This is a genomic window from Paenibacillus pasadenensis DSM 19293, from assembly GCF_000422485.1.
Lineage (GTDB): Bacteria > Bacillota > Bacilli > Paenibacillales > Paenibacillaceae > Paenibacillus_O > Paenibacillus_O pasadenensis.
The window spans coordinates 13,356-39,427 of sequence record NZ_KE383855.1; the positions used below are offsets into that span (position 1 = coordinate 13,356).

The window sequence follows — 26,072 nt, forward strand, 5'->3', positions numbered from 1 at the left end:
TCAATAACTGGTTGGTACATGGCAACGAACGAACGTCAGAAGATTTCGCTCTATAAATGATACGGTGAACCGTATCATCGCTAATGGTAAAATATTAAGGGACTCCATCAAGTCCCTATATCCATTTTCTGCAGTTTTCTTCATGGAATCAAGCATCCATGGTTGAAGCGGTTCTACGTGATCTGCGTATACTTTGTGGAGAAGCTCATATGAGGTGTCGTGCAACGACTCAATAGTGAAATCAAAGTGAAGGTTAATACGTTTGATTCGTCTGCCGATGCCTCTGGGTGCTTCTTTAGTGATGAGAATTTCTTTGATAATAAGCCTATATAACGATTTCTGTTCATCTGGGTCGGCCATAGTTAGTGTTGTATGGAAATCGCTCAAGAGCTTCTCCAGTGAGTCATAATCAATCGGATGGGTATCATGGATGGACAGCTGTTCATTTAAGCCTTCCAGTCGGTCTTGAAGAGTCTTTTGTTCTTGTTGAATTTCAAGCAGCTTTGGCTTAAAGATCTGAACAAGCTCAGGGTCGATCATCATATTATCCATGATCTTGTTTTTGTTCGATTCCAACTTGGATAACTGACTTTGAATAAGTTTACGTTCTTCCTGAATCGGTTGGTCTGCCGATGCTCTATTTTGATTGATTTTTTTAAGTAGTTTTTTGAGTATGTAAGGTTCGTTTACAATACGGGATAATTCGTCGATGATGTGTTGTTCAGCCATATCTGCCCGAATGGAATGAGAACTGCAGATGGCTTTTCCCTTGTTGTGAAACTGTCCACAGATATAATACCGATATGATTTTCCTCCTGCTCCTTTAGAACGACCAGCAACCATTCCAGCACCGCATTGCGGACATTTAATAATACCGGAGAGGATAAAGGGCGTTTCTGAACGTACGGGCTTGTATGAGCGTTTGCGAATAATACGTTGTACATTCTCCCATTGAACATCACTAATAATTGGCTCGTGAACGCCGTCAACCAGAATATAATCAGGGTTTTTACCGCTGCGTCTTTTTTCAGACCAGTTCTCCAGTTGATTGAAACGTATTTTTCCGATGTACATTGGATTATTTAATATTGTTTTAACAGAGAGAGTAGAGAATGATTTTCCTTGCTTGGTTTTGTAGCTCATTTCATTTAGCCGACGAGTTATCGCTTTAAGCCCCATATCTTGCTCAGCGTAATCAAATATTTTCCTTACCAGCAAAGCTTCCTCATTATTGATGACAAGGTGTTTATCTACGCTGTCATAGCCGAGTACAAGTCCGCCATTATATTTGCCTTCTTTTGCTCTCTGCATCATTCCCATCTTAACGCGATCCACGATTGTGTTTCTTTCCAGTTCGGCAAAGGAACAAAGCATTTGAAATGCCGTTTTTCCAAACGCAGTCGATGTATCGAAGTTTTCATTCAAACTGATAAGCTTAACATTATGTTGTTCGAGCGTATCACTTATTTCTAATGCATCCTTCAGTTTTCTGGCAAGACGGTCAATTTTATAAACCATAACGGTATTGAACTTCTTTTCCTGTGCGTCTTTAAGCAGTCGTCTCATATACGGACGACCAGCTATGCTTTTGCCGCTCGCACCTTCATCAATATACCTCGCGACGATTTCTATGTTGTTGGCCTCTGCATACCGTTCAAGTTCACCTAGCTGAGCCTGTATACTGAATCCTTCTCTTACTTGTTCCTCTGTGCTCACACGTGCATAAATGGCTGCGGTTTTACTCATCTGAATCAACTCCTTTTCCCAGATTTTCAAATTTATTATTCAACCCCTCAAGGAATGCTGATATTTCTTTTCTTGTATTCGGTATTCCTTGAGCCTTGCTAGAAACTGAAATGGTTTCGATAATGTCCGGGAGTGTGTCATAAATAATTTTTTCATGAGCATTTCCTGCAATTGTTTTCAGTAGTGACAGCTTTTCTTCAAGCACATGCTTACGGCTTTCCTGATACAACAAGGTTGCTATCTCAAAGGCAGCATCATGTATTTTAGTGCTTTCTTGATTTAACGGCTGGATTGGTAAATTTGATTTAACCCATTGATCGTAAGGAATGGATAATTCAAATTTGTGGCACGTTTCAATCAGCTGGAGAAGAGTTTGTCTTAACTGCGATTGATAGGTCTCTATGATCATTTGTTTCAAATCCAGATCAAGTTCCTTGCTGAGATTTAGTGCATTTTCGAATGAAGGGGCATATTTGCCGTTCTCAACATCACGTATGTAAGTATGAGAAACTCCGGTGCGTTCTGATAATTCCCTTAAGCTAAGCCCTAATTGTTTGCGTCGCTGTTGTATCATTTCTGAAATGTTCATTTGTTTATCACCTCAATAACTATTATATATGTTAATACTTGACTTTACAACAAAATCTAATATATTATTTGAGTTATATTGGTTAAGTAAATATTTTGATTTACAAAATAGAGGTGATGATTATGTCGAACGATTTATTAAATGATCAATGCTGGCTGGTAATTGAGGATTGCAATATAAACTACAGTGATTATTACCAACAAAAGAATGACCAGAAAGATCAGTTTGTTAAAAAACTGGCCAACTTAGTAGAAGGAGTTCAGAAAAGGAAAGCTGATAGCAGTAATGCTCCGTATGACAATCACTAAAGTGAGACAAGGAAAGTGACCTAATGCCTTGTATGGCGAGGGTTTAGATCGAGTTTTATAAAGAGGTGATTAACATGTTCAAAAGATATTTAGGTGTGCAGGTAAATCTCCAGTTGAATTCCAACATATTCTTCTCAAACTTGGAAAAGAGTATTAGCCTGAATCGCAGTTTTCACTGTCCTTATGACGGGATAACATTTTGCATAGACAGACCACCGTCGCCGACATTCCTTAATCTTGTTTCCTCAGCCGAATACGATGATTACAATGTGATAGGCAAACGGCGGGTATATAAGCACTTATTGAAGCATCGATTATTTATTGTGCAGTGGGACCCATTACCACTCTTTAACAAAGCACCTTACACAAGCATAAAAATAAACCCGAATGTACAACAGATTACGCCGTCACAGTTACTTGCTCTAATCGAGTTTATTGGAGGGAATTATCATGATGCTCAGGTAATGAGGTTTGATGAGAAAGTCGATATTGATCAATATTCGACGACTGATGTTGCTAAAAGGATATACGTCGCCCACAAACGTACTTTCAATGACTTTCTTAAGAAAAACCAAACCTATTACATAGGTACAAGTAAAGGCGAGCAAGTGAAAGTGTATAATAAAGCAAAACAGTTACGTATGAAGAATTTAAGACTTGTCCGTATTGAGAGAACTGTAAAATACAGCAAAGTGGACAGGCCTTTAGTTACTACCTTTTTATTCAAAAGTCGCGATGATGCATTTGATAACGTAACGATTGCAAATATTAATAAGCTTCATCATAGATCGAAGTTAAGAAGGCTGATAGATCAAGAAGGCATGTTGATGAAGGCATATATATTGCTATCAAAAACTGAGAAGAAAGCCTTTAAGAGACATGCTGCATTCCTCAAGCCCTGCTTTGACTTGAAAAAAGCATTTCTAAAGGACTTGGTTGAGTGGATTAATACCTCACCAAATTTGGTACTAAAAATATGGTTGGATGAGATGATGAGATTATTAATGAGAAAACAAAGCATTGGAGCATCTAGTAGATTCACTAATCAATACCATATGGAGCTAGTTCCAGCTTATGCGTGCATACCTAATGAACCACACAAACCTCGAATATTGACTGGAGGCAGTAACTTACAAGGCATATTCTATGGGACGTTGCTCGATGCTAATAGAATTGTGGAACTGTGTTGAAGAAGCCTGTCAAGGCCGGGTGTTTACGAGTTCATTATAGCCTTGACGAGGCGTCTCCATTCGCTCATGTTCAGCAGCTTGTTGCGGCGTGCGACGGATTGCAAAGAGTGGCAATCCTTTGCGTAGGTTCTAATCAGAAGCAGTGTGATGATATAACGACATAATTCAATTTGATGATGAGTAATTTGTCACCATCATTGAAAGAACGACGCCGAACCATGTTTCAATTTAATTTCTTTATGACAAAATGGATGGATTCGATGTCGACCAAAGCCTCTCGTAGCTCAATGGGCAATTGTATCTCTAAATGAATGCCATCAAACCTTACCATAACTTCGATAGCAGTCAGAGGGAGGAGAGTATCAACCGACGCTAACAAATTGTAATTTGTAGTACGAAGTAAAAGCTCATTGCCATACGAAATAAGATCTACATAGTAATCCTCGGCAGACAGCTTGAATGATGCGGGTAACTGTAGCCCAGTTGTAGTTTGCTTGACAGAAACGGACTGATGATACGAAGCAAGCGGAAAATCGAAAGACAACTTCCCGATACTCTCTTGAAGCCTCTGTATGGCCGCAGACGTGCCGTTAATAAGTGCATCGGCAATCTGCCTTATCAATGTCATAAACTGCGTGATTCGTAAGCGTAGAAGGTCTCGGTGGATGTATGATATCCTTCGAACATTGTCGACCAAAAGGTTGGGAGTGCCACTCATGAATGATTCGAAAAACCTGATCTTCCATCCGGTTAGCCGTTCAAACCATTTCAACCAAAAGAATTGCATTGAGTCATATTTGTGGTTACTGATGACGATTACATAATTGTGTTCGCTGTCAGTCGCTTTCAGTTCAATGACTTCTTTACTGATGGATGTATGTCGGGTAGAAGTAGGTTTCATATTCACCAATTGTACCTCGTTGACTTCAATGATAACAGGCAGTTGATGCTTTTGCATTTTCCGGATCAATCCTTTCAGAATGTATTGTATAGGGCAGACGTCGCGGTCGGCCGAGGATACGAGGGATAGCAAGGCAACGCCTTAATACAGACAATCGCCTTTGCATATCCAGCTTCATAATTTAGAACAAAGGGATCCTGGTTTGAATCGTTACATCAATCCTTGCTCTTTCAAGCTTAAAAACCGATTATCGCCGATAATAATGTGATCCAGTACTTCAATTCCGATGATCTCACCAACTTCAACAAGCCTCTTGGTCAACTGCAAATCTTCCGGTGAAGGATCAACTACGCCGCTGGGATGATTATGACAAGCGATAATGGACGCCGCTGAGCGTTTGACGGCAGCCCGGAACAATTCTCGAGGGTGGACGATTGCAGCATTTAGAGTGCCGATGGAGATTGTCTCCGGCTGCCCGATTACATGATTCTTCGTATTGAGAAAGATGACAACAAAATGTTCCTGTTGCAGATAGTGTAGATGCGGCAAAAGAAGATCGGCAGCATCTTTTGGCGATCGAATGATACAAGGGGAACTGTGAAGAGGTTCATTCAATTTTCGAGCTAATTGTAGTACTGCAATGATTTGGCGGGCTCGCACTCGTCCGATGCCCTTAATCTCGGTGAGCTCCTGCTCAGTTACATTCATCAGATCAACTAGTGATGGGAAGCGTGCAAAGATTTCATTAACAACGTAGGAGCCTTCCCTCTCTGCCAATACTTCGGTAAAAAGAGTTTTGATTGACGGTAAGCTATATACATTCATATAAAATTCCTCCGTATAATGCAAAAAGGAGAAGCCACGGTGGCCTCTCCTATTGCGTGATGTGATAAAATTCGGTAAGATAAGTACAAGAGTTTTTTCTTAGTCGCTCCGTTATCGGGCGGCTTTTTCTTTTTTGAGTTGGTCAATCTCAATCTGAACCAGTGTAACTTTGACGAGTAGTTGGCAGTATGCTCTGCCTTCTTCGGTATTGAAGCTGGCTTCACGATCCATCATTTGCATGATCTCTGCAAGCCGATTCTTCATCATCAGCAATTCACGCAATCTCCCCACGCTGTCACCTCCTTTCGCGTCCATAAAAATAGCCTTCAAGTCGAATTACCAACAGTGGCTACAGCAGTAAATCTCATTATTCATTTGTTTCCGACGATTAGCGTCATCACTTAACTACGAACAAGCGATGCTTTAACGGAATAAGTGATTAGAACTGTGATCTTTGCATCCTGCAGTGCGATAATTGAATATTTTTCTTTGTCAACTTTAACACTGTAGATGAATCCTTTCTGTTTGCAGAACCCGAGATATTCCTTTTGACTGTTTTTCTTGAATGCTTCATAGTTCACCTCAGTTCACATCCCTCACAGATCATCATTTTACTTTTGATGCTGTTCGTTTCAGATGCGTTTGGAGCTGATTTGGGAATTCCCGATAGAAGTAAATCTGCATCCATCGAGCGGCTGTCTCATCATCTACCTGATAAGAGCGGCGGCAATATGAATGCAACAGTGTACCCGCAATACGGATACTTCCGTTCATTACGAGTTGCCTCAAAGTCGTTGCTAAATCCTCAGGCAATTCACGTTTTACACCCATGCGTTTTCACCTCCTTCAGTGCCGTACTCGCACTCCGGCAATTTTCTCTGTAAAGTCAAATAACCTTGTATTCCTCCCATGTTTTGTTTTCTTATTTCTTACGTTCCGAGTCCTCGCTGTCATAAAAGATGGCTAAACTAAAAAACTGCTGTCCGCTGAATAACAGCAGATAGCAGTCTTTATGCAACCGGGTGCGGCATGAAACGGTAGGCCCCCCTCGTGTTAAAAAAGCAGTGTGGTACCGGAAAAAAATATATGAATTTCTTACCCAAATAGGGGAAGCTAGGACTTCAATACTTGCGGCGTACATTCTATGGATTTTAATAGTTTCTGAAGTGGTGGCACACATTTTATTATAAGTTCAATGTTACAAAACTGATTATTAATCGCTTATTAAGAAGACTGCCCAGATTATTTATTTATACTGTACCCCCTATTTTCTTTTACTTGGGAATAATGGGCATTTCCACTGGTACATAACGAAAAAGAACAATATTGCTTCAAATGAAAACCATAATCGAATTCTTTGAAGATTTTCTAATTGGTACAGCGTACAACTAATGGTACGACATACCATTTCTTTCTGCCCAACAAGACGCCGGTAGGCGGTGTATCTAGCACTAGGATGAAAATACTATCAGGTACAAGGATATTGGATGATCGATGTCGAAAAGGAGATAGATTGCTAATAACGTAACAGTCGGCTTTAACAAGGGGTGTATCTATGGAAATCATCAATAACATCGACCAACTTCTTGGAGATGATCTGAAGCATACGCTACGTAAAGGAACGAAGTTGTCGATTGCGGCTTCCTGTTTTTCTGTCTATGCGTATGAAGCATTAATAAAGGAATTAAATCAGGTTGAGGAAGTGAGGTTTATTTTTACTTCCCCCACCTTTGTTGCTGATAGCATAAAAAAAGAAAAGCGTGAGTTCTATATCCCAAAGCTCAACCGGGAAAGGAGCTTGTACGGCACAGAATTCGAAATCCGCCTCAAGAACGAGATGACTCTAAAAGCAATCGCCAAAGAATGTAGCGACTGGATTCGGAAAAAGGTCACGTTCAAATCGAACCGTACATCTGGATCAATGCAGGGGATGCTCAATATGCATTCAGATAATGGAGAAGTCACCTATATGCCCGTTGATGGCTTTACAACCGTTGATCTTGGTTACGAGAAGGGCAATGCCTTATCCAAAATGGTGAACAAGTTTACCGAAGCTCCGTTTACTAAAATGTATTTTGATCTGTTCGATCAGGTATGGAACGATAAAAGTAAACTGGAAGACGTGACTCAACAAGTAGCAGATCACATCTCTTCTGTTTATAAAGAGAACTCACACGAATTCGTATACTACGTTATTTTGTACAACATCTTTAACGAGTTTCTTTCAGACATAACCGAAGATATACTACCAAACGAAGCAACGGGGTTCAAAGACACTGTCATCTGGAACCGACTATATCATTTTCAGAAAGATGCAGTGCTAGGTGCTATCAATAAGCTGGAGAAATACAATGGATGTATTCTTGCAGACAGTGTTGGTTTGGGGAAAACATTCAGTGCTTTAGGCATAATCAAATATTATGAACTCCGTAATAAGTCAGTGTTAGTACTTTGTCCGAAGAAGTTAGGAGACAACTGGCTGACCTATAAGCAGAATGTGACAAACAACATCCTGTATGCCGACCGATTGAGATACGATGTCCTTTACCACACAGATATTTCACGTGACAGAGGTAAATCCAATGATATCCCTTTAGACCGTCTAAATTGGGGTAACTATGATCTTCTTGTCATTGATGAATCTCACAACTTCCGCAACAATGAAGCAAAAAAGGATAAGGAAAACCGTTACCAGATGCTTATGCGGAAAGTAATAAAAAGCGGCGTTAAAACAAAAGTGTTAATGTTATCGGCTACACCAGTAAATAACAAGTTTATGGATCTACGCAATCAACTGGCATTGGCCTACGAAGGAAATGCTGACGAAATTAACAAGAAGCTTGGTACGGATCGAGGAATTAACGATATCTTTAAGCGAGCTCAATCTGCTTTTAACCAATGGTCTAAGCTAGATGCATCGAAGCGAACGACTGAAACATTACTAGACATGCTTGATTTCGATTTCTTTGAATTGCTGGATAGTCTTACAATTGCACGTTCACGTAAACATATTCAAAAATATTACAACTCTGAGGAAATTGGAGAATTCCCAAAGCGACTGCAACCCATATCAAAGTTCTGCAACATAACGGATCGAAGTGATGTGGTTGGCTACAATGAGATATTCACGGAATTGTCTAGAATCAACCTAGGGATCTATGCTCCGTTCAAGTACATTCAGCCTAGTAGATTACGTTTCTATGAAGAGATTTATGATACAAGAGTAAGAGGTGGAAGTGGGAGCTTCAAACAGATGGATCGTGAAGGTAGTTTACAATTGTTAATGAGGGTAAACTTATTGAAGCGTTTGGAAAGTTCTGTGGAATCATTCCGTTTAACACTGTCTAAGATAATATCCAAACTCAATCAAACACTTGAACAGATTGAAGCCTATGAGAATAATGGAAAATCAGACTCTGTAGGATATACAGATTATGAGGATACGAATTTAGACAATGATGATTGGTTAGATGACGACTTCAGCATAGGCAGTACGATAAAAATTAACTTATCTGATATGGACGTGCTTCGCTGGAAAGAGGACCTTACCCATGATAGGGACATTTTGTTTGGTCTGTTCGAAGAAATGCAGAAAGTAACGCCGGAGCATGATGAGAAGTTGAATACGTTGAAGCAGGTTATCGATTATAAGATTCAGCACCCAATCAATCCGGAAAATCGTAAGGTTATTATTTTTAGTGCATTTACAGATACAGCAGCGTACCTATACACGCATTTAAGTGAATATATGAGAGAGAAATACCATATCCATACCGCAAAGATTGTCGGCAGTGATGAAAATAAAAACACAGCTGGCTTACGGAATGACATTCACACCCTACTGACCTGCTTTTCGCCTCGCTCTAAAGAGAAGCATTTAACAATGCCTGATGTAAAAGGTACGATTGATCTCCTTATTGCGTCAGACTGTATTTCTGAAGGGCAGAACTTGCAGGATAGTGATTATCTCATCAACTACGATATCCATTGGAATCCAGTTCGGATTATTCAGCGTTTCGGACGAATTGACCGGATTGGTTCGAAAAATAAAGCGATTCAGCTAGTCAATTTTTGGCCGAATATGACGCTCGATGAATATATTCAACTGAAGCAACGTGTAGAAAATCGAATGGTGATTATGGATATGACAGCGACTGGTGATGACAATGTTCTCTTTAACCAATCCAGTGATTTGGAGTATCGAAAGCAACAACTGAATCGTTTACAGAAGGAAGTAGTCGACCTCGATGATATGGATACAGGCGTGTCTATAACTGACTTAGGACTTAATGACTTCCGAATGGATCTTGTGAATTATGTTAAAGAGAATGATGAGCTAGATACCGTTCCGAGCGGGTTGCACACTGTTGTGTCCGCAGATGTAGACAAAGGAGTAAAACCCGGCGTCATCTTTGTTTTACGTAACATCAACGATGAACTCAATCCAAATCAACAGAACAGGCTTCATCCTTTTTATTTAGTTTATATGGGCGATGATGGCGAAGTCATTACGAATCACATGGATGTGAAGAAGACTTTAGATATCCTGAGATCACTTTGCAGAGGACAATCCGAGCCGATAATGGAAGCATGCCGTGACTTTAATCTTGAAACGAAAGACGGCAGAAAGATGGGTAACTACTCTATGTTACTCGAAGAGACGATCCGATCCATTGTACAAGTCAAGGAAGAAAGCGACCTCGATAGTCTATTCAGCTCAGGAGGTACTTCAGCATTACTAGATTCTATCAAAGGTTTGGAGGACTTCGAACTGATTACCTTCGTTGTCATTCGGCAGGAGAATGCTTATGTTTAAGCTGCCGACAAGCACATTGGTGAACCGTAAAATCCCAAAAGTCAAATTTTACGAGAAGCTACAAGCAAATCATCAACTGAAGGATTTATTTACACACCAAGTGGATTCGATTGTCTGGAAGCATAAGTTGTCCAAAGAGACGATTCGATTAGAACCCAAAGACGAGATTGAAGAACTACAGGTGTTTGAGCTTCATTTGAAGGAGGAATCCTATTCCCTGGACCTACTCCGAAGTATAGACAAGTCAATTCCCTATCCGATTTTACACGTTCTGATGTATGAAGATCGGGTAAAGCTGGCTATTGCTTATAAGGAACGGAATCAGGCAAACGAAAATCGATCGGTCGTTCGTTCATATCATGAATCGAATTGGCAGCCTAAAGATGAACTGCAATTTGAAATTATCCTAGGACTTGATCTAAAGGCCGTCTACGAGAATATCATACGTAAACTACTGACAGTTAAAGCAAAACCAGAGATGGATCTCGTTGACGTCTTAGAGCGTCAATCTCAAATCGAAAAGTTAACACAAGAATGCCAGCGGCTAGAAGCTAAAATTCGCACTGAGAAGCAATTTAACAGAAAAGTCGATCTGAATATGACACTGCAACGGAAACGGAAAGAATTGAAACGGATGTTAAAACTTGATACGGAGGTAAATGATAGTTATGAATAAGTTGACGATGAAATCAAAAGATCTTACGCAGGAAAATATCGATAAAATCGCCGCTATATTTCCTAGTGTTGTTACAGAAGCGATGGATGGGCAAGGGAACATACAACGAAACATCGATTTTGATCTTCTGAAGCAGGAACTATCCGATGTCTTGGTTGAGGGTGAAAAGGAACGTTATCAATTGACATGGCCGGGTAAGAAAGAAGCAATTCTCGAAGGTAATAGACCTATAGACAAGACACTAAGACCAGTAATAAAAGATAGTCTAAACTGGGAAAAAACTCAAAATTTGTATATTGAAGGTGACAACCTCGAAGTATTGAAAATACTACAGGAGTCATATCTGAATAAAGTTAAGATGATTTATATTGATCCTCCGTACAATACAGGGAAGGATTTTCTTTATAAAGATAACTTTAGTGAAACAAATGAGGAATATTTAGACGAATCCGGTCAGATAGATGAGAATGGTAGTAGACTATTTCAGAACACTGAATCAAATGGTAGATTCCATAGTGATTGGTTAACGATGATGTATGCTAGGCTAAAAATAGCAAGAAATTTACTGAGGGACGACGGGGTTATTTTAATTAGTATCGATGATAATGAATCTCATAATTTAAGAGGGATTACTGACGAGATTTTTGGTGTTAACAACTTTCTTGCAACCTTTGTCTGGAAGTCAAGAAGAAAGCCTATAAATGTTGGAGAAGCAAAATTTAAACCACAACGATGTTCAGAGTATATATTAATGTACTCCAAGAATTCTGATAAAGTACAATTCATGCCAACATATTCTGGAGAAGAACGGTCATATCCTCATGAAGATTCAAAAGGTAAATATAGATTAACAACAATATTAAAATCAAATAGAGGTGGCAACGAAAGAGCAACAATGAGGTTTGAGATAAATGGGTATGTACCTCCCGAAGGCCAACGTTGGCAGGGAGGAGAAGACTTTATCCAAGACTTATTCAACAACGGATACATTGAGTTTAAGAATGGAGTACCATTTAGAAAGTACTATCAAAATGAAGAAGAAGCTGAGCATGATCCGTTATATACTTTTTTGTCCGAAGAAAAAACGGGTAGTTCTGAGTCTGGAAAAACTTACTTAAACAACATACTAGGAAACAACCACGGATTTGATACTGTAAAGCCTAAAGAAATTCTCAATATCTTTCTCACAACCCTTACAAACAACGGTGATTTAGTGATGGACTTTTTCTCTGGGTCAGGAACCACGGCAGATTCTGTTATGCAAACAAACGCAATTGATGGAAAAAGCCGAAAGTATATCATGGTTCAACTTCCTGTCGATATTGATAAGGACTCTCCAACCTACAAGGCAGGATATAAGAATATCTGCGAAATCGGAAAAGAACGCATCCGCCGTGCTGCCAAGAAGATCAAAGAAGAAACTGGAGCAGAAATCGATTACGGCTTCCGCGTATATCGAGTAGACTCCAGCAACATGAAAGATGTCTATTACACGCCTGACAAGCTAGGCCAGATGAATCTGGATGATATGGCGTCGAACATAAAAGAAGATCGTACTGGCGAGGACTTACTCATCCAAGTGATGCTGGAGTGTGGACTAGAGCTTTCATTGCCGATGGAATCCAAAGAAATCGAAGGCAAGACCGTCCACTACGTTGCAGGCAATTCCTTAATCGCTTGCTTTGATGACGAGGTGTCCGAGTCGGTTATCAAGAAGATCGCAGAGGATCAACCTCTTCGCGTTGTATTCCGTGACAGCTCCTTCCGGGATGATTCGGCTCGCATCAATGTTGAAGAACTGTTCAAGCTACTCTCCCCAAGCACTGAAATTCAAGTGCTGTAAGGAAGGTGAGCAGCGATGAAGATTAAATTCAAACACCAGCAGTTCCAATTGGATGCAGTAAAGAGCATTGTTGACGTATTTCAAGGGCAGCCCAACGAATCCTCTCGCTTCACGCTTGATAAAGGTCGGCGACAAAAGAGTGTGGAAGTCGGCGATCTCTTTCAACAAACAAGCGGTAATGATTCGGAATATGGGTTCAAGAACAATCCTATCAAGCTAGTCGATCATGAAGTTCTGAGCAATATTCAAGCGGTACAACGCCAGAATGGGCTGAAATTATCGGAGCGGCTTGAGGGCAAGTACAATCTGACGGTTGAAATGGAAACTGGTACGGGTAAAACCTATACGTATATTCGGACGATGTTTGAATTGTACAAAAAGTACGGTTGGAGCAAATTCATCATCGTTGTTCCGTCGATTGCGATCCGTGAAGGTGTTCTGAAGACGTTTCAGATTACCGAAGACCACTTCATGGCGGAGTATGGATCGAAGGCACGTTACTTCGTTTATAATTCCAAGCAACTGCATCATATCGAGAAGTTCGCAAGTGACGCTGGCATTAACGTGATGATTATTAACGCTCAGGCGTTTAATGCGAGAGGTAAGGATGCAAGAAGAATTACGATGGAGCTGGATGATTTTGCATCCCGTAAGCCAATCGATGTAATCGCAAGCACGAATCCCATACTCATCATCGATGAGCCACAATCCGTCGAAGGTCAGAAGACGAAAGAGGCATTGAAGGATTTCAAAGCGTTGTTTACACTGCGATATTCGGCAACTCATCGGGAAGACTACAACAAAGTCTATCGCCTTGATGCTCTGGATGCCTACAACATGAAACTGGTTAAGAAAATTAGCGTGAAAGGCATCTCAGTCAAAGGATCAAGTGGAACGAACAGTTACGTGTACCTCGAAGGCATTGATGTCAGCGACAAGCATGCTCCCGTAGCTAGACTTGAGTATGAAAAACGAACAAAAACCGGATTAACCAAAGTATCCAAGAAGATCGTCACAGGCGATGACCTCTATCAATTATCCGAGAATTTGGAGCAGTATAAAGGTTACAAGGTATCCGAGATTAACGGTCAGAATAACAGCATCAGCTTTATTAATGGAGTCACGCTGTTCGCCGGAGATGTGCAAGGTGATGTCAGCGAGCTTCATTTCCGGCGAATCCAGATTCGGGAGACGCTGAAATCTCACTTCGAGAAGGAGCGGGTGCTGTTTCATAAAGGAATTAAAGTACTCTCACTCTTCTTCATCGACGAAGTTGCTAAGTATCGACAATACGATAAAGATGGCAACGAACGGAACGGCGATTATGCAGATATCTTTGAAGAAGAGTACATGGAACTCCTGAACGAACAACTGTCATTGTTCGCGGATGACCCATATGTTCAATACTTGAATACCATTCGCGTAAAGGATACGCATAAAGGGTACTTCTCCATTGACAAAAAGAGCAATCGGTTCGTTGATTCCAAAGTGTCTGCCAGAGAAACCGACTCCGATGATGCGGATGCATACGACCTGATTATGCGACAGAAGGAGCAACTTCTCAGCTTTGAGGAACCAACGCGTTTTATTTTCTCTCACTCGGCGTTGAAGGAAGGCTGGGATAACCCGAACGTATTCCAGATTTGCACGCTCAAGCACAGTGATTCTACGATCAAGAAGCGGCAGGAAGTTGGGCGTGGATTGCGACTCTGCGTGAACAAGAATGGTGAACGGATCGATTCCAGTATTCCAGGCATTGACGTTCACGAGATCAATGCACTAACCGTTGTCGCAAGTGAATCCTATGAGCAATTTGCCAAGCAACTTCAGGGCGAGATTGCGGCGACATTGTCGGATCGCCCACGCAAGGCGGACAGTGGCTTCTTCTTGGAGAAAGTCCTTGTTAATGCCCGCGGCGAACAATTGAAGATCGATGAGAGACTTGCAACCAAGCTACAAAATGCGTTCATTCGTAACGGCTATACCGACGATGACTACAATCTGACGGATGTCTATTTTACAGCAGTAGAAGAACAAACCATTAAACTGCCCGACGAGCTGAACGCACATCAAGAGCAGCTTATTGAACTGGTTAAAACGATCTATGTTGAAGGCAAGTCGGATATGACGAACGATGACCGGAAAAATACAGTTCCGAATATCACGGTAAATAGCAACTTCCATAAGAAAGAATTCAAGGAATTCTGGAGCCGGATCAATAAGAGATCGGTTTACACGGTTCAGTTCGACTCGGAAGAATTGGTGCGGAAGAGCATCATGGCGATTGATATGAGCTTGGACGTTCCTTCTATCCGTTATTCCATCAAGCATGGGGAAATGAATGAGATCGAATCCCGTGAACAATTGAAGCAGGGAGAAGCGTTCAAAATTCGAGAGACGGACGCGGATTATGTTCATCAAGCTGTGGCGTCGAAGATCAAATACGACTTGATCGGCAAACTGATGGATGAAACGAAGCTCACCAGAAAAACGATTGTGGCCATTATGAAAGGTATCAAGCAAGCGAAGTTTATGCTATTCCAGAAGAATCCCGAGGAGTTTATACTTCGGGCGTCCAGACTGATCAATGAGCAGAAGGCGACGACGATCATTGAATCCATTACGTATGATTTGATCAATGATACGTTCGATACCGACGTGTTCACGAAGAACACGCTGAAGGGCCAGCTTGGACAAAACGCGATAGCGGTTGAGAAGCACATTTACGACTATGTGGTGACGGATTCCAAGATCGAGCGGGCTTTTGCGAAAGAGCTGGATACGAGCAATGAAGTACACATTTACGCTAAGCTGCCGCGTGGCTTCTACATCCCGACTCCAGTTGGTGATTACAACCCGGACTGGGCGATTGTTTTTAAAGAAGGCGGCGTCAAGCACATTTACTTTATTGCCGAGACGAAAGGCTCTCTGGATTCGATGGAGCTGCGTGAAGTCGAGAAGGCAAAGATTGAATGTGCAAGGAGGCATTTTGCTAAGCTGAACTCTGATCAACTGAAGTACGATGTGGTTAATAGCTACGAGAAGTTGATGGAAATCGTGAAAGGATAATACAATTTTGATATAATCATTTTACCTGTTGATGGTTCTATTTATTCATAGTAATGGACGGTGAAGCTGTTGGCCAGTACTGAAGAATTAGTAAAGCAATTGAATGATATCCTTGAAGGTAAAGATGAAGAAAAAGTGGCGAATTTTTTAACTTGGGCTGTAAAGAAAGCAGGGCTTGGATTTGGTGAAGATACTGAGAAGTTTGGTTTTCCAATATTCAGGAAGGGAATATATTGGGCTGAATATGGAGAGAATATTGGCAGCGAGGAGAATAAACACAGGCCGGTTGCTTTCCTCTGGACTTCACGTGAATCGCCAATTGCAATTGTTGTTCCGTTGACAACTCAGAGACTGGCTGACGATTATTTTTTTCATGTAGACTTGGAACACTTTAATAACACTGCTCTAGTTGAACAAATTCGAACAATAAGTTTGAGACGCATTACTGGCCCATTACGTAGAAAAGGTCGAGTTGCATCTTTAAGTGATAAGGACGTATCCAAGATCGATGAAGCTGTGAAAAAACTTTTAACAACAAGAACAAGTGTCTCTTGACAAGCTGAAACCACTTTGTCATAATAGGGTTACATTGAACCCGTGATTTATCACGTTGAAGAATTTGATCCCAAAAGGGCAGTCCTTGTGACTGCTCTTTTGTCATATTTTTTTATTGCTTGCATATAATAAAAACACATTGATCCCGCAGTTTATCTGCGTGCTAAAATGATCAAGGAGCCCAAGTTGTTAGGGCTCCTGTTTCATGTTGGTAAAGGTTTTAGTTTACCCTATCAATAGATACGGTGAGCCTTATCACAGCATAAGACCAGGATGGTATAATCCCTCTAGAGTGTTGGAACCAGGAGGGTGAGAGCCATGAGCGTCATACGGTTGGAGAACGTCACGAAGAAGTATGAGGACTCCGTGATTTTTCGCGATATCTATTTTAGGGTCATGCAAGGGGAACGTATCGGCCTGATCGGACGGAACGGTGCAGGCAAGTCTACGGTATTCAAGCTCATTATGGGCAAGGAAGAGCCGACGTCCGGCAGAGTAGAGATCGATCCTAAGGTGAAAATCGGATATTTCTCGCAATTCTCGGAATTAAGCGGAAGCCTGTCCGTTCAACAAGAACTGGAAATGTGCTTCGAGCAGGTTGCATGTATCGAACGAGAGCTGCAAGAGGTCGGAGAGAAGCTGGGCATGTCTCCAGACGATAACGAAACGGAGGAGCTGCTGGCGAGGCAGGCAGAGCTGTTCGAGCAAATGGATCATCTCGACGGCTGGAACGTGTCGATCGAGATCAACACCGTGCTCACGAAGCTAGGATTCAATGACCGATCCCGCAATCAGCCGATCGATGAGCTGTCGGGGGGATGGCGCAACCGCGCGGCGCTCGCCAAGATGCTCATTGAGCTGCCCGATGTCGTTCTGCTCGACGAGCCTACCAATTATTTGGATATAGAAGGCATTACATGGCTGGAGCAGTGGTTGTACCGGTTCAAGGGAGCCATGATTCTGGTGTCGCATGATCGGCAATTCATCGACAAGGTCGTCACGCGTACCATCGAGATTGAAAATTACCATTTTCAGCAATACGAAGGCAACTACACCGAATACGTCCGCAAGAAGAAGATGCGCAAGAAGGAGCTGGACCGCCAGTTCGAATGGGAGGAACAGCTGCTGCTCCTGGAGTCCGAGGAGATCGACAACCGCGCGAGCAGGAAAGCGGCTTCCAAGGATCGTCTTTCGCGCAAGCTGGCGGACAACAAGAAGCGGATCGAGCCGCATCCCGTCAACGTGCTGATTACCGATATCTACGAGAAACTGCGCTTCCCGGACAAGCTATGCGAAGTGAAGAAGATCGGGCAGACCTACGAAGGCAGGCAGATCTTCGAGAACGTCAGCTTCGATATTCAGAAGGAGGATCGCCTGGTCATCACCGGACCGAACGGAAGCGGGAAGTCCACGCTCATCAAGGTGCTCACGGGGACGGAGAAGCCGGAGTCAGGAGAGGTCATCTGGGAGAAGGGCGTCAGCTACGCCTACTTCAACCGAATGTGGGAGGAGCTTGACCCTAAGGATACCGTCAGCCACGCGGTGAATACGTATGGATTGGGACTGGATGCCCCTCGCAAAAAGGTGGCCAAATTCCTAGCCATGCTGCAATTCTCGGAGGCGGATCTGAGCAAAGCGATCGGCAATCTGTCCGGCGGACAGAAGGCTCGAGTGGCGCTTGCCAAGTGTTTGCTATCGGGTGCGGCGGTTATCGTCTTGGACGAGCCAACCAACCATCTGGATCTCATGAGCATTCAGGTCATGGAGCAGGCTCTGATCCATTTTCCCGGGGCCGTCATTACGGTAAGCCATGATCGCTTCTTCATCGATAAGATCGGGACGAAAATGCTGACCTTCGATCCGGCAGCGGGAGTGACGGAGCAGAGGTTGTAGAGGAGAATGGACAAATCCGTGACCAAGGGATGAGCATACTTCGCAGTTGAACATTGAAGGTGAGCATCTACCAAGAAAGGGCTGTCCCATAAGCAAATGGAGACACCCAAAATCTCGAAAAACAGCAAAGACCTCGAATGAAGCCAACTACCTCGGCTCCATTCGGGGTCTTTGCGCATCCACAGCTGCCATTGGAAGATGGAGTGAATCGCATTGCACCAGCGCTTTGCCATTAGAGTGATACAGAGAACGTAATCTACGAGTAACGGCAAGTTTTGATTTTATTAATTGTAATATTAAGCATTAGGGAGAACCCCATAAAGGTTTCTCCCTTCTATTCAGTAGGCAAAGAGGCTAAGTCTAATAATTCCTTTTTATCCTATAGACTTAACCAAATGAGGAATCCACGATCTACAACTTGTAGTCTTGAAGTGAAACGATCCCCGCCGAATTCAGGGATTAAATCATCCCAACGGCTGCATCTGCCGAGACCTTTCTTCGGAAAGGGATGTACATTATCCTGAAAGGAAAGCTTGCTATTGTTTTGCCAGAGAGCAATGTGAATTCGACGATCCATGGAACGATCTATGTCCGGCCCTTGTCTAATAGAGCGGAGGTGAAGAAATGGAGTCCCGCATGGAGTTTCAATATCTCATAAATACAGACAGCATGAGCGAGACGGAGCTCTGCCGTCTGATGACGACATACGGGGACGATGTGCGGAGATACGCGTACGCCATCACGCGGAACCAGGAGCAGGCCAAGGATATCGCGCAGGAGGTCTTTCTCAAAGCCTTCCATCATGTGGGCTCGTTCAGGGGGAACTCCTCCTTCAAGACGTGGCTGTTCGCCATCGCCAGGAACTTGGCCATCAACGAAATGAGGTCCAGCTATGTGCGCCGAATCGTGCTGTTCGAATGGGTCCATCCCCAGGCCAACGAGCGATCGGCGGAGTCGGACTATTTTGCCGAACAATCCGTGCAGGAGCTAAGAGGCATCATCCTGAGCTTGCCGGCGAAGCTGCGCGAGGCGCTGATCTTGACGCTGGAGCATGAATTGACGATGGCGGAAGCAGCTTCGTTGATGGGGGTATCGGAAGGAACGGTAAAGTCGCGGCTGCATCGGGCCCGCAAGATCATCAACAAAAAGTGGAAGGAGGCGGAGCGGTGAGCGAGCATTCGATGGAGTGGGAGGACAAGGTGAAGCAGGGACTTTTTGCAGAGGAGACCTTCTCGGAAGAAATGAAGCGTTCCGTACTGGACGCCGTGAACCGGCGCCACGCCAGATATAGGCTTCGCCCATGGAAGCAGCTCCTGGGGAGCGCCATGCTCGTTGCCGCCGCGTTGCTTGTAGCGATCCACTGGCCGTCGGACCCTGCCTCCAAGATGGCGGCCGGCTCGCCCGACAGCGTCTCCGGGCCAGCCTCCGGCTCGCCCGAGAGCGCTCCCTTGCCCGTCTCGTTCGAGCCGCTGGCGGCGAAAGACTGGGAACGGGGGCAGCCGACCTACGCGGAGGATCCGGACATTCTTCCGGGCCTGTCCAACAAGTTCAATCCGCTGAGCAACGAGTCCAATGAGCGCATCGATCAGATCCCGTTCAGCGACATTCAGCTGCTTGAGGAAAAGCCGATCGAAGGGTTCGGCACGGCCTTGCGCTACACCTTGAAGCCTGGCTCGACCGCTCCTCACGTTCTCCCGAACAACGGAGCCTACTTCGGCTTCACAGTAGACGGATCGACGGAGCCGGATACGCTTTACCATTATGGCACCGGGCATATGTACGATCTGAAGTTCAGCATGACGCGGCTGTTCGGTCAGGAAGCGCTGAAGATCGAACAGACGATTTGCAGGACGGATGGCGAGTCCTGCGTCTGGTATTTCCGCAAAGACGTGCACGGAGAAGTCTACTCCTTGATGAGGCTGGACGCCGCCAGCTATGAACGCGACTGGGATGGCGACGGCAAGGAAGAGGCGATCGTCGCGACGCACAAGCGGAATCAGATCTACGTCTTCAAGGAGCAGGACGGCCGGCTACTATGGACGAGCATAAGAGATGCGCTGCGGGCTGGGCGCGACGATGAGGTGCAGTATGACGATGGCCGCGGAGTGTTCCTTCTCCGTTCCGCCGGCGGCATGCTAGAGACGTACCGGCTGCAAGGGGAGCCGGACTCGTTGGTCCGGGTGGGCTAGCGGAGGCCCGCCGGCGAAAGCCTGATTGCCTCGTAATGGTGCCAATCCAGAGGTTATATCATCGGAACGGGTGCATCTGCCGTGACCTTTCTCCGGGAAGGGATGTACATTATCCTGAGCAGCGATGCAAAGGAGACAATGGGATGCGTGGAAAAGGCAGCGGGAGCATTTCCCTGAAGAATAAATGGATAAAGACAAAATGGCTGCAGTCCAACCGCGACTTGAAGCCGTTTGTTCCGGATACGAAGCTTTTTGATCGATCCGCGCTTGTCCAAATGACAGGCCGGTATGAACGGGTATATTTCAAGCCTACAACCGGGACAGGCGGCAACTGAATCGCGCGGATCGAGAAGGCCCCTTCGAAAACGTTCCGGTTGAAAATCAAGACGAGAACGGTTGCCGTCCGTTCGATGGATGATTTATTCCGCGAATTGAAAAAGACCGCCCGCGGCAGGAGCTACCTTCTTCAGAAGGGCATCTACCTGAAAACCTCGAACGGCAGGCCGTTCGACTTGCGTACGATGGTACAGAAGTCGAAACGGGGGAAGTGGGTCGCCACCGCCATATTCGTCAAGCTTGGTCTGAAGAATAAAGTGGTCACGAATTATCATCAAGGAGGACGCCTTGCTCTTGTAAAGCCGACGCTGCTCCGGGCAGGCTGCACGGCGGCGGAAATCGAGGACTATTTGCGAAGATTGAAGACGCTGGGTCTGAAGACGGCCCGATGCTTTGAAGGGAAAAGCCGGCGCTTCAAGGAGCTTGGTCTGGATGTGGCTCTCGACCGCAAAGGGCGGCTATGGATTCTGGAGGTCAACACACGTCCAAACTTTTACGGGCTGAAGACGCTGCCCGATAAAAGCCTGTACAGAACCGTCATTCGCTACGGCGCGGGATACGAAAGAACGAAATGAGCAGCAGGTAGACAAAGCATAGGGTCATCCTCCAGAGGATGGCCCTACTCCTGCTGCGTATCCAAGCCGCTCGTAACGGTAGCCGTCTTCTCTACGCAAAGATTGACCGTCCTCTCCTTGGACCAGGTCCGGTGCATGACGCCTTGCGGAATCGTGAACGACTCGCCTGGCTTCAGGCTCACCGTCTCTCCCTCCAGGTCGATGTAGAGCTCTCCCTCCAGCACGAGGAACAGCTCATCGCCTTCATCATGCTTATGCCAATGGAACGGCCCGTTCATGACCGCGATGCGCAGCGCATGGTCGTTCACCTCGCTGACCATCCAGTTCTTGTATTCCGACACGCCTCTCGTCAGCTCAAGCAGGTTGATCTTTTCAAGCTGTCCGGTTTTCATTTGCGTTCACCCTTTCGCATGAAGTCAGATCCAAGCAATCGCCGATCGGCCCGGTCCGGTCGGCCTTCCCCGGCTCGCAAGCTCGTCCGCCGTCTGGCCGATGAGCCGGATGCCCTGCTCGATCTGGTGTTCGTTCGTGCGGATGATGCTGAGGCGCCAGCTGTTCGAGCTTCCCGTGCCGGGCAGGTAGCAGGGCGTCGTGGGGAAGACGAGCACGTCCTTCTGGCGAAGAGCCGCGGCCAGCTCCTCTGCACCGGGATGCTCGGGCAGCTCGAGGCAGGCGAAGATGCCGCCTCCGGACGGGCTTAGCCGGAAGCCGCCGCTCAAGTGCCGGCCGCACGCCTCCTGCAGCGCCATCATCCGGCTGCGATAGCGATCCTTCACCATGGCGGCGTGGCGCTGAAACAATCCGCTGCCCAGGTGGATCTCCAATGCGGCCTGGGACAGGGCGGCCGTGCTCAGGTCGCTCATCGACTTGTACCTTCGGAACATGGGGACGAATGCCTCCGGCAGCACGGCGGCGCCGAGCCGCAGGCCGGGAAGCATCGTCTTGGAGAAGCTGCGGATGTAGATGACGCGGCCCGACCGGTCGTAGCTGAAGATTGGATCGGACTTGCGGTCCGTCTCCAGGTCGGCGAGGTAGTCGTCCTCCACGATGTACACGTCATGCCTGTCCGCCAGGTCGGCGAGGGCCTCTTTTTCGCGGCGGGACAGGCTGGTGCCGAGCGGGTTGTGGTAGCGGGGAACCGTATAGAAAAAGCGGATAGAATTGCTCCGGAAATGCCGCTCCACTTCCTCCAGGTCAAGGCCGGATTCCGTTCGGGGAATTCCGATCGCGGTCGCCCCGAGGAGATCCAGCGCCTTCAGCATCCCGGCATAGCAGGGCTGCTCGACCAATATCGTCGATTTCCCGTTCGGAAACGGCATGGACGCAAGCAAGTGCAGAGCCTGCTGGGAGCCGGAGACGACGCAGATCCGCTCAGGCCCGGCAAAAACCTGGGCGGCGGCCAGATGGCGGGACAGCGCTTCGCGCAGCGAGGGGAATCCAAACGGATCTCCGTAGGCGAACAGCTGGTCGCCGTACAGCTGCACCGCCCGATTCAGCCCATGCTGCAGCTCCTCGTACGGGATGAGGCCCGGATCGGGAGCGGCCGCGGCAAAATCGATCCGTCCTTGCGGCGGATCGTCGGACGGGGAGGAGCGGACGAGGACGTAGTGGCCGCTTTTGGGGACCGAGTAGATCAGATGCTCCTTCTCCAATTCGTCGACGGCCCGGATGACGGTGTTCTTGCTGCATGCCCACTGCAGGCTGAGCTCCCGGATGGACGGCAGCTTGGCTCCCGGCTTGATCGCTCCGCTGTTGATCTGCTGCTTCAGCCCGTCCCTTACCTTCGCATACTTCATGATCCTCCGCCCCGATCTGTATGGGTATAGAACTGTCCTAATTCCGTATTCGGCTTCAACTGGAACCATTATACTGAACCCATCTCGATCTTGAACAGGAGGAACTTGTCGATGGAATGGATTCCGGGCGATCTGCCTTACCGAATGAGCGACCGTACCGAGGAGCTGCAGCCGGACGTGGTTGTCGGCTTGCTGCAGGGCAGCTACTGGGCTGCGGATAGGTCGAAGGAGACGATCCTGGACAGCTGGCGGGACTCGCTTTGCTTCGGGGTTTACGGCGAGGACGGAGTCCAAGTCGCGTTCATGCGCGTCGTGACCGACGGAGCGACCTTTGCCTGGCTGTGCGATGTCATCGTCGTCCCGGAGCATCGGGGAAAAGGGCTCGGCAAATGGATGATGTCGGTTCTGATCGGCCATCCTCGCCTTCGCGGCACGGCGATTCATCTCGGCACGCGGGACGCGCATGGATTGTATGAGCAATACGGCTTTGAGCGAAGGGAAACGATGGTCCGCCGCGCGGTGCGATAAGCCGATTAAGGAGCCGCTCGCCGTTACTTAAACGCTTAGCAAATGAGCAACAAAAGATTCCACAGCCTCGTTTTACAGAATGGATGTCGCTGCCGATAGCGCCTTAATCCAGACGATATTCCAAATTCAAGGAGGCGAGGCTTGTGGGTAAAAAAAGACTTTTAAGCAGCTTAATAGGAGTTGCGATGCTAGCTGCAATGGGAAACAGCGCATTCGCAGCGGAAGCTCCTCTTCATCTCAACGTCAATGGAACGAAGCTTGCCGATCAAAAGCCGGTCATCATCGACCAATCGATCTTGGTGCCCATTCGGACGATTTCCCAGCTTCCTGGCTTTCATGTGGATTGGGACAACAAGAGTAAGACGGTATCCGTGACAAATGGAAGCACGCAGGACGTTCTCAAGCTGACCGTCGGCAAAACGAAGGCTGTTTTAGGGGCCAGCACCGTAACCGTCAGCGTTCCGCCCCGAAACATCGGCAGCTCCGTCTATGTGCCGCTGCGTTTCATTGCAGAATCGCTGAATGCTTATGCAGCATGGGACGCAGAATCCAGAACCGCCGTCGTATATCCCTTTCCCGCAAGCGAGGAGTACAAAAGCGAGGATCTTGCCGCCTCCCGGCAGGCCGTTTTGGGATTGCCGAAAATCAGCTTGAAGGACCATTTGGGCTTCACGCCGGATGTTCGTACAACCACGTATTATTTCCCTCAAAACCAGTCGCAAAAATTCTTCATTCAAGAAGGAGAGTACATCCGCTATTTCGAGGTGGAAAACGGCGCCGCGTGGCAGCGGTGGGAAGGGCAAGCAGGCGCCAAAAAAGCCGGCGAGCGCGATGCAGTGCCGAATTTAGTTCCAGCCGTAAAAGGCGAATGGGGAAAGCGTCCCGCTTACAGCGGCGCTTATGTTTATTTCATGCATGAATGGATGGCAGGGGAAGTAAGGTACGGGCTGCTCGATGAGACTGGAGAAGGTACGGAGCTCGGAAGTAAAGAAGGCGTATTCGACCAAGTGATAATTTTCCCGATCGATGGCGAAAAGGGAATGGAGTTGAGATGAATCAACAAAGGACACCTCTAGTCGGGTTCCTCCTCGCGAGGAGAACATGCTGGAGGTGTCTTATGGTTTAATCAATCTATTTACATACATACAGTATGTATGTTAATGTGAAAGCATTCCAAGCCGAAAGGGGCATTTCGCATGAAAGCATCCAGTTTCTATCCGGTCCTGTTGACGGATCAGGTTCGTTCTACGGCGTCGTTTTACGAGGAGCACTTCGGCTTCCAAAAAGTGTTCGAGGCGGACTGGTACGTCAGCCTAAAACTGTCCGGCGAGAAAGTTTCGTACGAGCTGGCCGTCCTGGAGGCGCATCCCACGATTCCGGAGCCGTACCGGAACCGTACGAACGGACTCATTCTGAACTTCGAAGTGGAGGATGTCGATGCCCAGTACGATCGCCTCATCCGCGATGCCGGGCTGCCGCTGGCGCTCGAGCTCCGGAGCGAGGACTTCGGCCAGCGGCACTTCATCACATCCGATCCGAACGGCGTGCTGATCGATGTCATCACCGTCATCCCTCCTTCGGACGGATACAGCGAGCAGTATTCCGAACAAATTTGGAACGAATAATAGAAAGAGGACTGCCTGTGAAAAGAAGCAAGGAAGAAGCGGCGGAAACGATCCGCAAGCTGATGGAGGTCGCCCGGAGCCATTTTGCCGAACATGGCTATGCGGAGGCGGCATTGGAGTCGATCGTGCAAGAGGCGGGCCTGACGCGCGGGGCGGTCTATCATCATTTTCGCAGCAAGAAGGATCTGTTCCGGGCGGTGCTCGCCGATGTCCAGCAAGACGTCGCGGAGAGGGTGGAGAGCGAGGCGGCGACCAGCGAGGAGATGGGGGAGCAGCTCTACTTGGGCTGCCGCGCGTTCATCCTGGCGGCGATCGAGGATCGCAACCGGCGCATCCTGCTGATCGACGGCCCGGCGATCGTGGGCTGGGAAGCATGGAGAGAGATGGACCGCCATCATTCCATGCGGCTGCTGAGAGAGCAGCTCGGCCTGATGCAGGAGCACGGCTATGTTCGGCCCATGCCCCTCGACGCTTTGGTCCACTTCATTTCGGGCGGCCTGAACGAGACGGCGCTGTGGCTTGCCGGTGCGTCGGTGGAGCCCGACGCCCAGGAGGAGACGATGAAGATGCTCGCATTCCTGCTGGATGGACTGAAAAAGCAAAGCTAGCGCC

The 26,072-nt window shown here is 46.5% G+C and carries 21 protein-coding genes and 1 pseudogene; 14 read left to right on the top strand and 8 right to left on the bottom strand.

The window, feature by feature from the left end; all coding sequences use genetic code 11:
* Together H582_RS31350 and H582_RS31355 are read right to left on the bottom strand one after the other, a co-directional pair.
* Positions 1 to 1,746, bottom strand: coding sequence for a recombinase family protein (locus tag H582_RS31350; RefSeq protein WP_084137503.1), 1,746 nt, complete (start codon positions 1,744 to 1,746; stop codon positions 1 to 3).
* On the bottom strand, positions 1,739 to 2,335 hold the full coding sequence (locus H582_RS31355; protein WP_205621432.1) for a helix-turn-helix domain-containing protein: 597 nt from the start codon (positions 2,333 to 2,335) through the stop codon (positions 1,739 to 1,741). The genes H582_RS31350 and H582_RS31355 overlap by 8 nt, the downstream gene beginning before the upstream one ends.
* 382 nt (positions 2,336 to 2,717) lie before the next feature.
* Here H582_RS31355 and H582_RS32190 point away from each other — a divergent pair, with 382 nt between their 5' ends.
* On the top strand, positions 2,718 to 3,833 hold the full coding sequence (locus tag H582_RS32190; RefSeq protein ID WP_127464395.1) for a hypothetical protein: 1,116 nt from the start codon (positions 2,718 to 2,720) through the stop codon (positions 3,831 to 3,833).
* Between the two features lie 223 nt (positions 3,834 to 4,056).
* Here H582_RS32190 and H582_RS0121175 read toward each other — a convergent pair whose 3' ends face one another.
* The 4 genes from H582_RS0121175 to H582_RS31365 form a co-directional block, all read right to left on the bottom strand.
* On the bottom strand, positions 4,057 to 4,791 hold the full coding sequence (locus H582_RS0121175; protein WP_028600133.1) for a hypothetical protein: 735 nt from the start codon (positions 4,789 to 4,791) through the stop codon (positions 4,057 to 4,059).
* A 153-nt stretch (positions 4,792 to 4,944) separates the two neighbouring features.
* Entirely contained in the window at positions 4,945 to 5,559 is a 615-nt protein-coding gene (gene radC, locus H582_RS0121180) for a RadC family protein (protein ID WP_028600134.1), read from the bottom strand.
* 111 nt (positions 5,560 to 5,670) lie between these two features.
* Positions 5,671 to 5,850 carry a hypothetical protein gene (locus tag H582_RS0121185; RefSeq protein ID WP_028600135.1) on the bottom strand — a complete coding sequence of 60 codons (180 nt, stop codon included), beginning with the start codon at positions 5,848 to 5,850 and terminating at the stop codon, positions 5,671 to 5,673.
* A gap of 315 nt (positions 5,851 to 6,165) precedes the next feature.
* Complete coding sequence (locus H582_RS31365) at positions 6,166 to 6,390, bottom strand: hypothetical protein (protein ID WP_084137505.1); 225 nt, start codon at positions 6,388 to 6,390, stop codon at positions 6,166 to 6,168.
* 724 nt (positions 6,391 to 7,114) lie between these two features.
* On the opposite strand from H582_RS31365, the gene H582_RS0121190 reads away from it, so the two are divergent.
* From H582_RS0121190 to H582_RS28865, 9 genes and pseudogenes are all read left to right on the top strand, one after another.
* Positions 7,115 to 10,375: a helicase-related protein gene (locus tag H582_RS0121190; RefSeq protein ID WP_028600136.1), complete on the top strand. Its 3,261-nt coding sequence runs from the start codon at positions 7,115 to 7,117 to the stop codon at positions 10,373 to 10,375.
* The gene (locus tag H582_RS28855) at positions 10,368 to 11,051 is read left to right on the top strand and encodes a DUF4391 domain-containing protein (RefSeq protein ID WP_052333511.1); all 684 of its coding nucleotides are present in this window, start codon (positions 10,368 to 10,370) and stop codon (positions 11,049 to 11,051) included. The genes H582_RS0121190 and H582_RS28855 overlap by 8 nt, the downstream gene beginning before the upstream one ends.
* Positions 11,044 to 12,894, top strand: a complete 1,851-nt coding sequence (locus tag H582_RS28860) for a site-specific DNA-methyltransferase (RefSeq protein WP_043111720.1) — start codon at positions 11,044 to 11,046, stop codon at positions 12,892 to 12,894. The genes H582_RS28855 and H582_RS28860 overlap by 8 nt, the downstream gene beginning before the upstream one ends.
* 15 nt (positions 12,895 to 12,909) lie before the next feature.
* Entirely contained in the window at positions 12,910 to 15,963 is a 3,054-nt protein-coding gene (locus H582_RS0121210; RefSeq protein ID WP_028600139.1) for a type III restriction-modification system endonuclease, read from the top strand.
* A gap of 69 nt (positions 15,964 to 16,032) precedes the next feature.
* The gene (locus H582_RS31370; RefSeq protein ID WP_164820122.1) at positions 16,033 to 16,518 is read left to right on the top strand and encodes a type II toxin-antitoxin system PemK/MazF family toxin; all 486 of its coding nucleotides are present in this window, start codon (positions 16,033 to 16,035) and stop codon (positions 16,516 to 16,518) included.
* A gap of 318 nt (positions 16,519 to 16,836) precedes the next feature.
* On the top strand, positions 16,837 to 18,411 hold the full coding sequence (locus tag H582_RS0121215; RefSeq protein WP_028600140.1) for an ABC-F family ATP-binding cassette domain-containing protein: 1,575 nt from the start codon (positions 16,837 to 16,839) through the stop codon (positions 18,409 to 18,411).
* A 624-nt stretch (positions 18,412 to 19,035) separates the two neighbouring features.
* Positions 19,036 to 19,581 (top strand): RNA polymerase sigma factor, encoded by a 546-nt coding sequence (locus tag H582_RS0121220; RefSeq protein ID WP_228551771.1) that lies wholly within the window; start codon positions 19,036 to 19,038, stop codon positions 19,579 to 19,581.
* Positions 19,578 to 20,600, top strand: a complete 1,023-nt coding sequence (locus tag H582_RS0121225; protein WP_028600142.1) for a hypothetical protein — start codon at positions 19,578 to 19,580, stop codon at positions 20,598 to 20,600. The genes H582_RS0121220 and H582_RS0121225 overlap by 4 nt, the downstream gene beginning before the upstream one ends.
* 143 nt (positions 20,601 to 20,743) lie before the next feature.
* Positions 20,744 to 21,511: pseudogene (locus H582_RS28865) on the top strand (YheC/YheD family protein).
* Between the two features lie 44 nt (positions 21,512 to 21,555).
* Here the strand turns inward: H582_RS28865 and H582_RS0121235 are convergent.
* Together H582_RS0121235 and H582_RS0121240 are read right to left on the bottom strand one after the other, a co-directional pair.
* Complete coding sequence (locus H582_RS0121235; RefSeq protein ID WP_028600143.1) at positions 21,556 to 21,903, bottom strand: cupin domain-containing protein; 348 nt, start codon at positions 21,901 to 21,903, stop codon at positions 21,556 to 21,558.
* A 24-nt stretch (positions 21,904 to 21,927) separates the two neighbouring features.
* Positions 21,928 to 23,307 (bottom strand): aminotransferase-like domain-containing protein, encoded by a 1,380-nt coding sequence (locus tag H582_RS0121240; protein WP_043111721.1) that lies wholly within the window; start codon positions 23,305 to 23,307, stop codon positions 21,928 to 21,930.
* A 111-nt stretch (positions 23,308 to 23,418) separates the two neighbouring features.
* On the opposite strand from H582_RS0121240, the gene H582_RS0121245 reads away from it, so the two are divergent.
* From H582_RS0121245 to H582_RS0121260, 4 genes are all read left to right on the top strand, one after another.
* Positions 23,419 to 23,835, top strand: coding sequence for a GNAT family N-acetyltransferase (locus tag H582_RS0121245; RefSeq protein ID WP_028600145.1), 417 nt, complete (start codon positions 23,419 to 23,421; stop codon positions 23,833 to 23,835).
* A gap of 143 nt (positions 23,836 to 23,978) precedes the next feature.
* Positions 23,979 to 24,890 (top strand): copper amine oxidase N-terminal domain-containing protein, encoded by a 912-nt coding sequence (locus tag H582_RS0121250; protein WP_028600146.1) that lies wholly within the window; start codon positions 23,979 to 23,981, stop codon positions 24,888 to 24,890.
* A 141-nt stretch (positions 24,891 to 25,031) separates the two neighbouring features.
* Entirely contained in the window at positions 25,032 to 25,460 is a 429-nt protein-coding gene (locus H582_RS0121255; RefSeq protein ID WP_028600147.1) for a VOC family protein, read from the top strand.
* A gap of 17 nt (positions 25,461 to 25,477) precedes the next feature.
* Positions 25,478 to 26,068: a TetR/AcrR family transcriptional regulator gene (locus tag H582_RS0121260; protein ID WP_028600148.1), complete on the top strand. Its 591-nt coding sequence runs from the start codon at positions 25,478 to 25,480 to the stop codon at positions 26,066 to 26,068.
* Positions 26,069 to 26,072: the final 4 nt, after the last annotated feature.

Coding starts and splice junctions, on each gene's coding strand:
- H582_RS0121175 (WP_028600133.1), bottom strand. CDS start 4,791: ATGCAAAAGCATCAACTGCCTGTTATCATTGAAGTCAACGAGGTACAA.
- H582_RS0121215 (WP_028600140.1), top strand. CDS start 16,837: ATGAGCGTCATACGGTTGGAGAACGTCACGAAGAAGTATGAGGACTCC.
- H582_RS31365 (WP_084137505.1), bottom strand. CDS start 6,390: ATGGGTGTAAAACGTGAATTGCCTGAGGATTTAGCAACGACTTTGAGG.
- H582_RS0121235 (WP_028600143.1), bottom strand. CDS start 21,903: ATGAAAACCGGACAGCTTGAAAAGATCAACCTGCTTGAGCTGACGAGA.
- H582_RS31350 (WP_084137503.1), bottom strand. CDS start 1,746: ATGAGTAAAACCGCAGCCATTTATGCACGTGTGAGCACAGAGGAACAA.
- H582_RS0121220 (WP_228551771.1), top strand. CDS start 19,036: ATGGAGTCCCGCATGGAGTTTCAATATCTCATAAATACAGACAGCATG.
- H582_RS28855 (WP_052333511.1), top strand. CDS start 10,368: ATGTTTAAGCTGCCGACAAGCACATTGGTGAACCGTAAAATCCCAAAA.
- H582_RS0121240 (WP_043111721.1), bottom strand. CDS start 23,307: ATGAAGTATGCGAAGGTAAGGGACGGGCTGAAGCAGCAGATCAACAGC.
- H582_RS31355 (WP_205621432.1), bottom strand. CDS start 2,335: ATGAACATTTCAGAAATGATACAACAGCGACGCAAACAATTAGGGCTT.
- radC (WP_028600134.1), bottom strand. CDS start 5,559: ATGAATGTATATAGCTTACCGTCAATCAAAACTCTTTTTACCGAAGTA.
- H582_RS0121255 (WP_028600147.1), top strand. CDS start 25,032: ATGAAAGCATCCAGTTTCTATCCGGTCCTGTTGACGGATCAGGTTCGT.
- H582_RS32190 (WP_127464395.1), top strand. CDS start 2,718: ATGTTCAAAAGATATTTAGGTGTGCAGGTAAATCTCCAGTTGAATTCC.
- H582_RS0121210 (WP_028600139.1), top strand. CDS start 12,910: ATGAAGATTAAATTCAAACACCAGCAGTTCCAATTGGATGCAGTAAAG.
- H582_RS0121190 (WP_028600136.1), top strand. CDS start 7,115: ATGGAAATCATCAATAACATCGACCAACTTCTTGGAGATGATCTGAAG.
- H582_RS0121245 (WP_028600145.1), top strand. CDS start 23,419: ATGGAATGGATTCCGGGCGATCTGCCTTACCGAATGAGCGACCGTACC.
- H582_RS28860 (WP_043111720.1), top strand. CDS start 11,044: ATGAATAAGTTGACGATGAAATCAAAAGATCTTACGCAGGAAAATATC.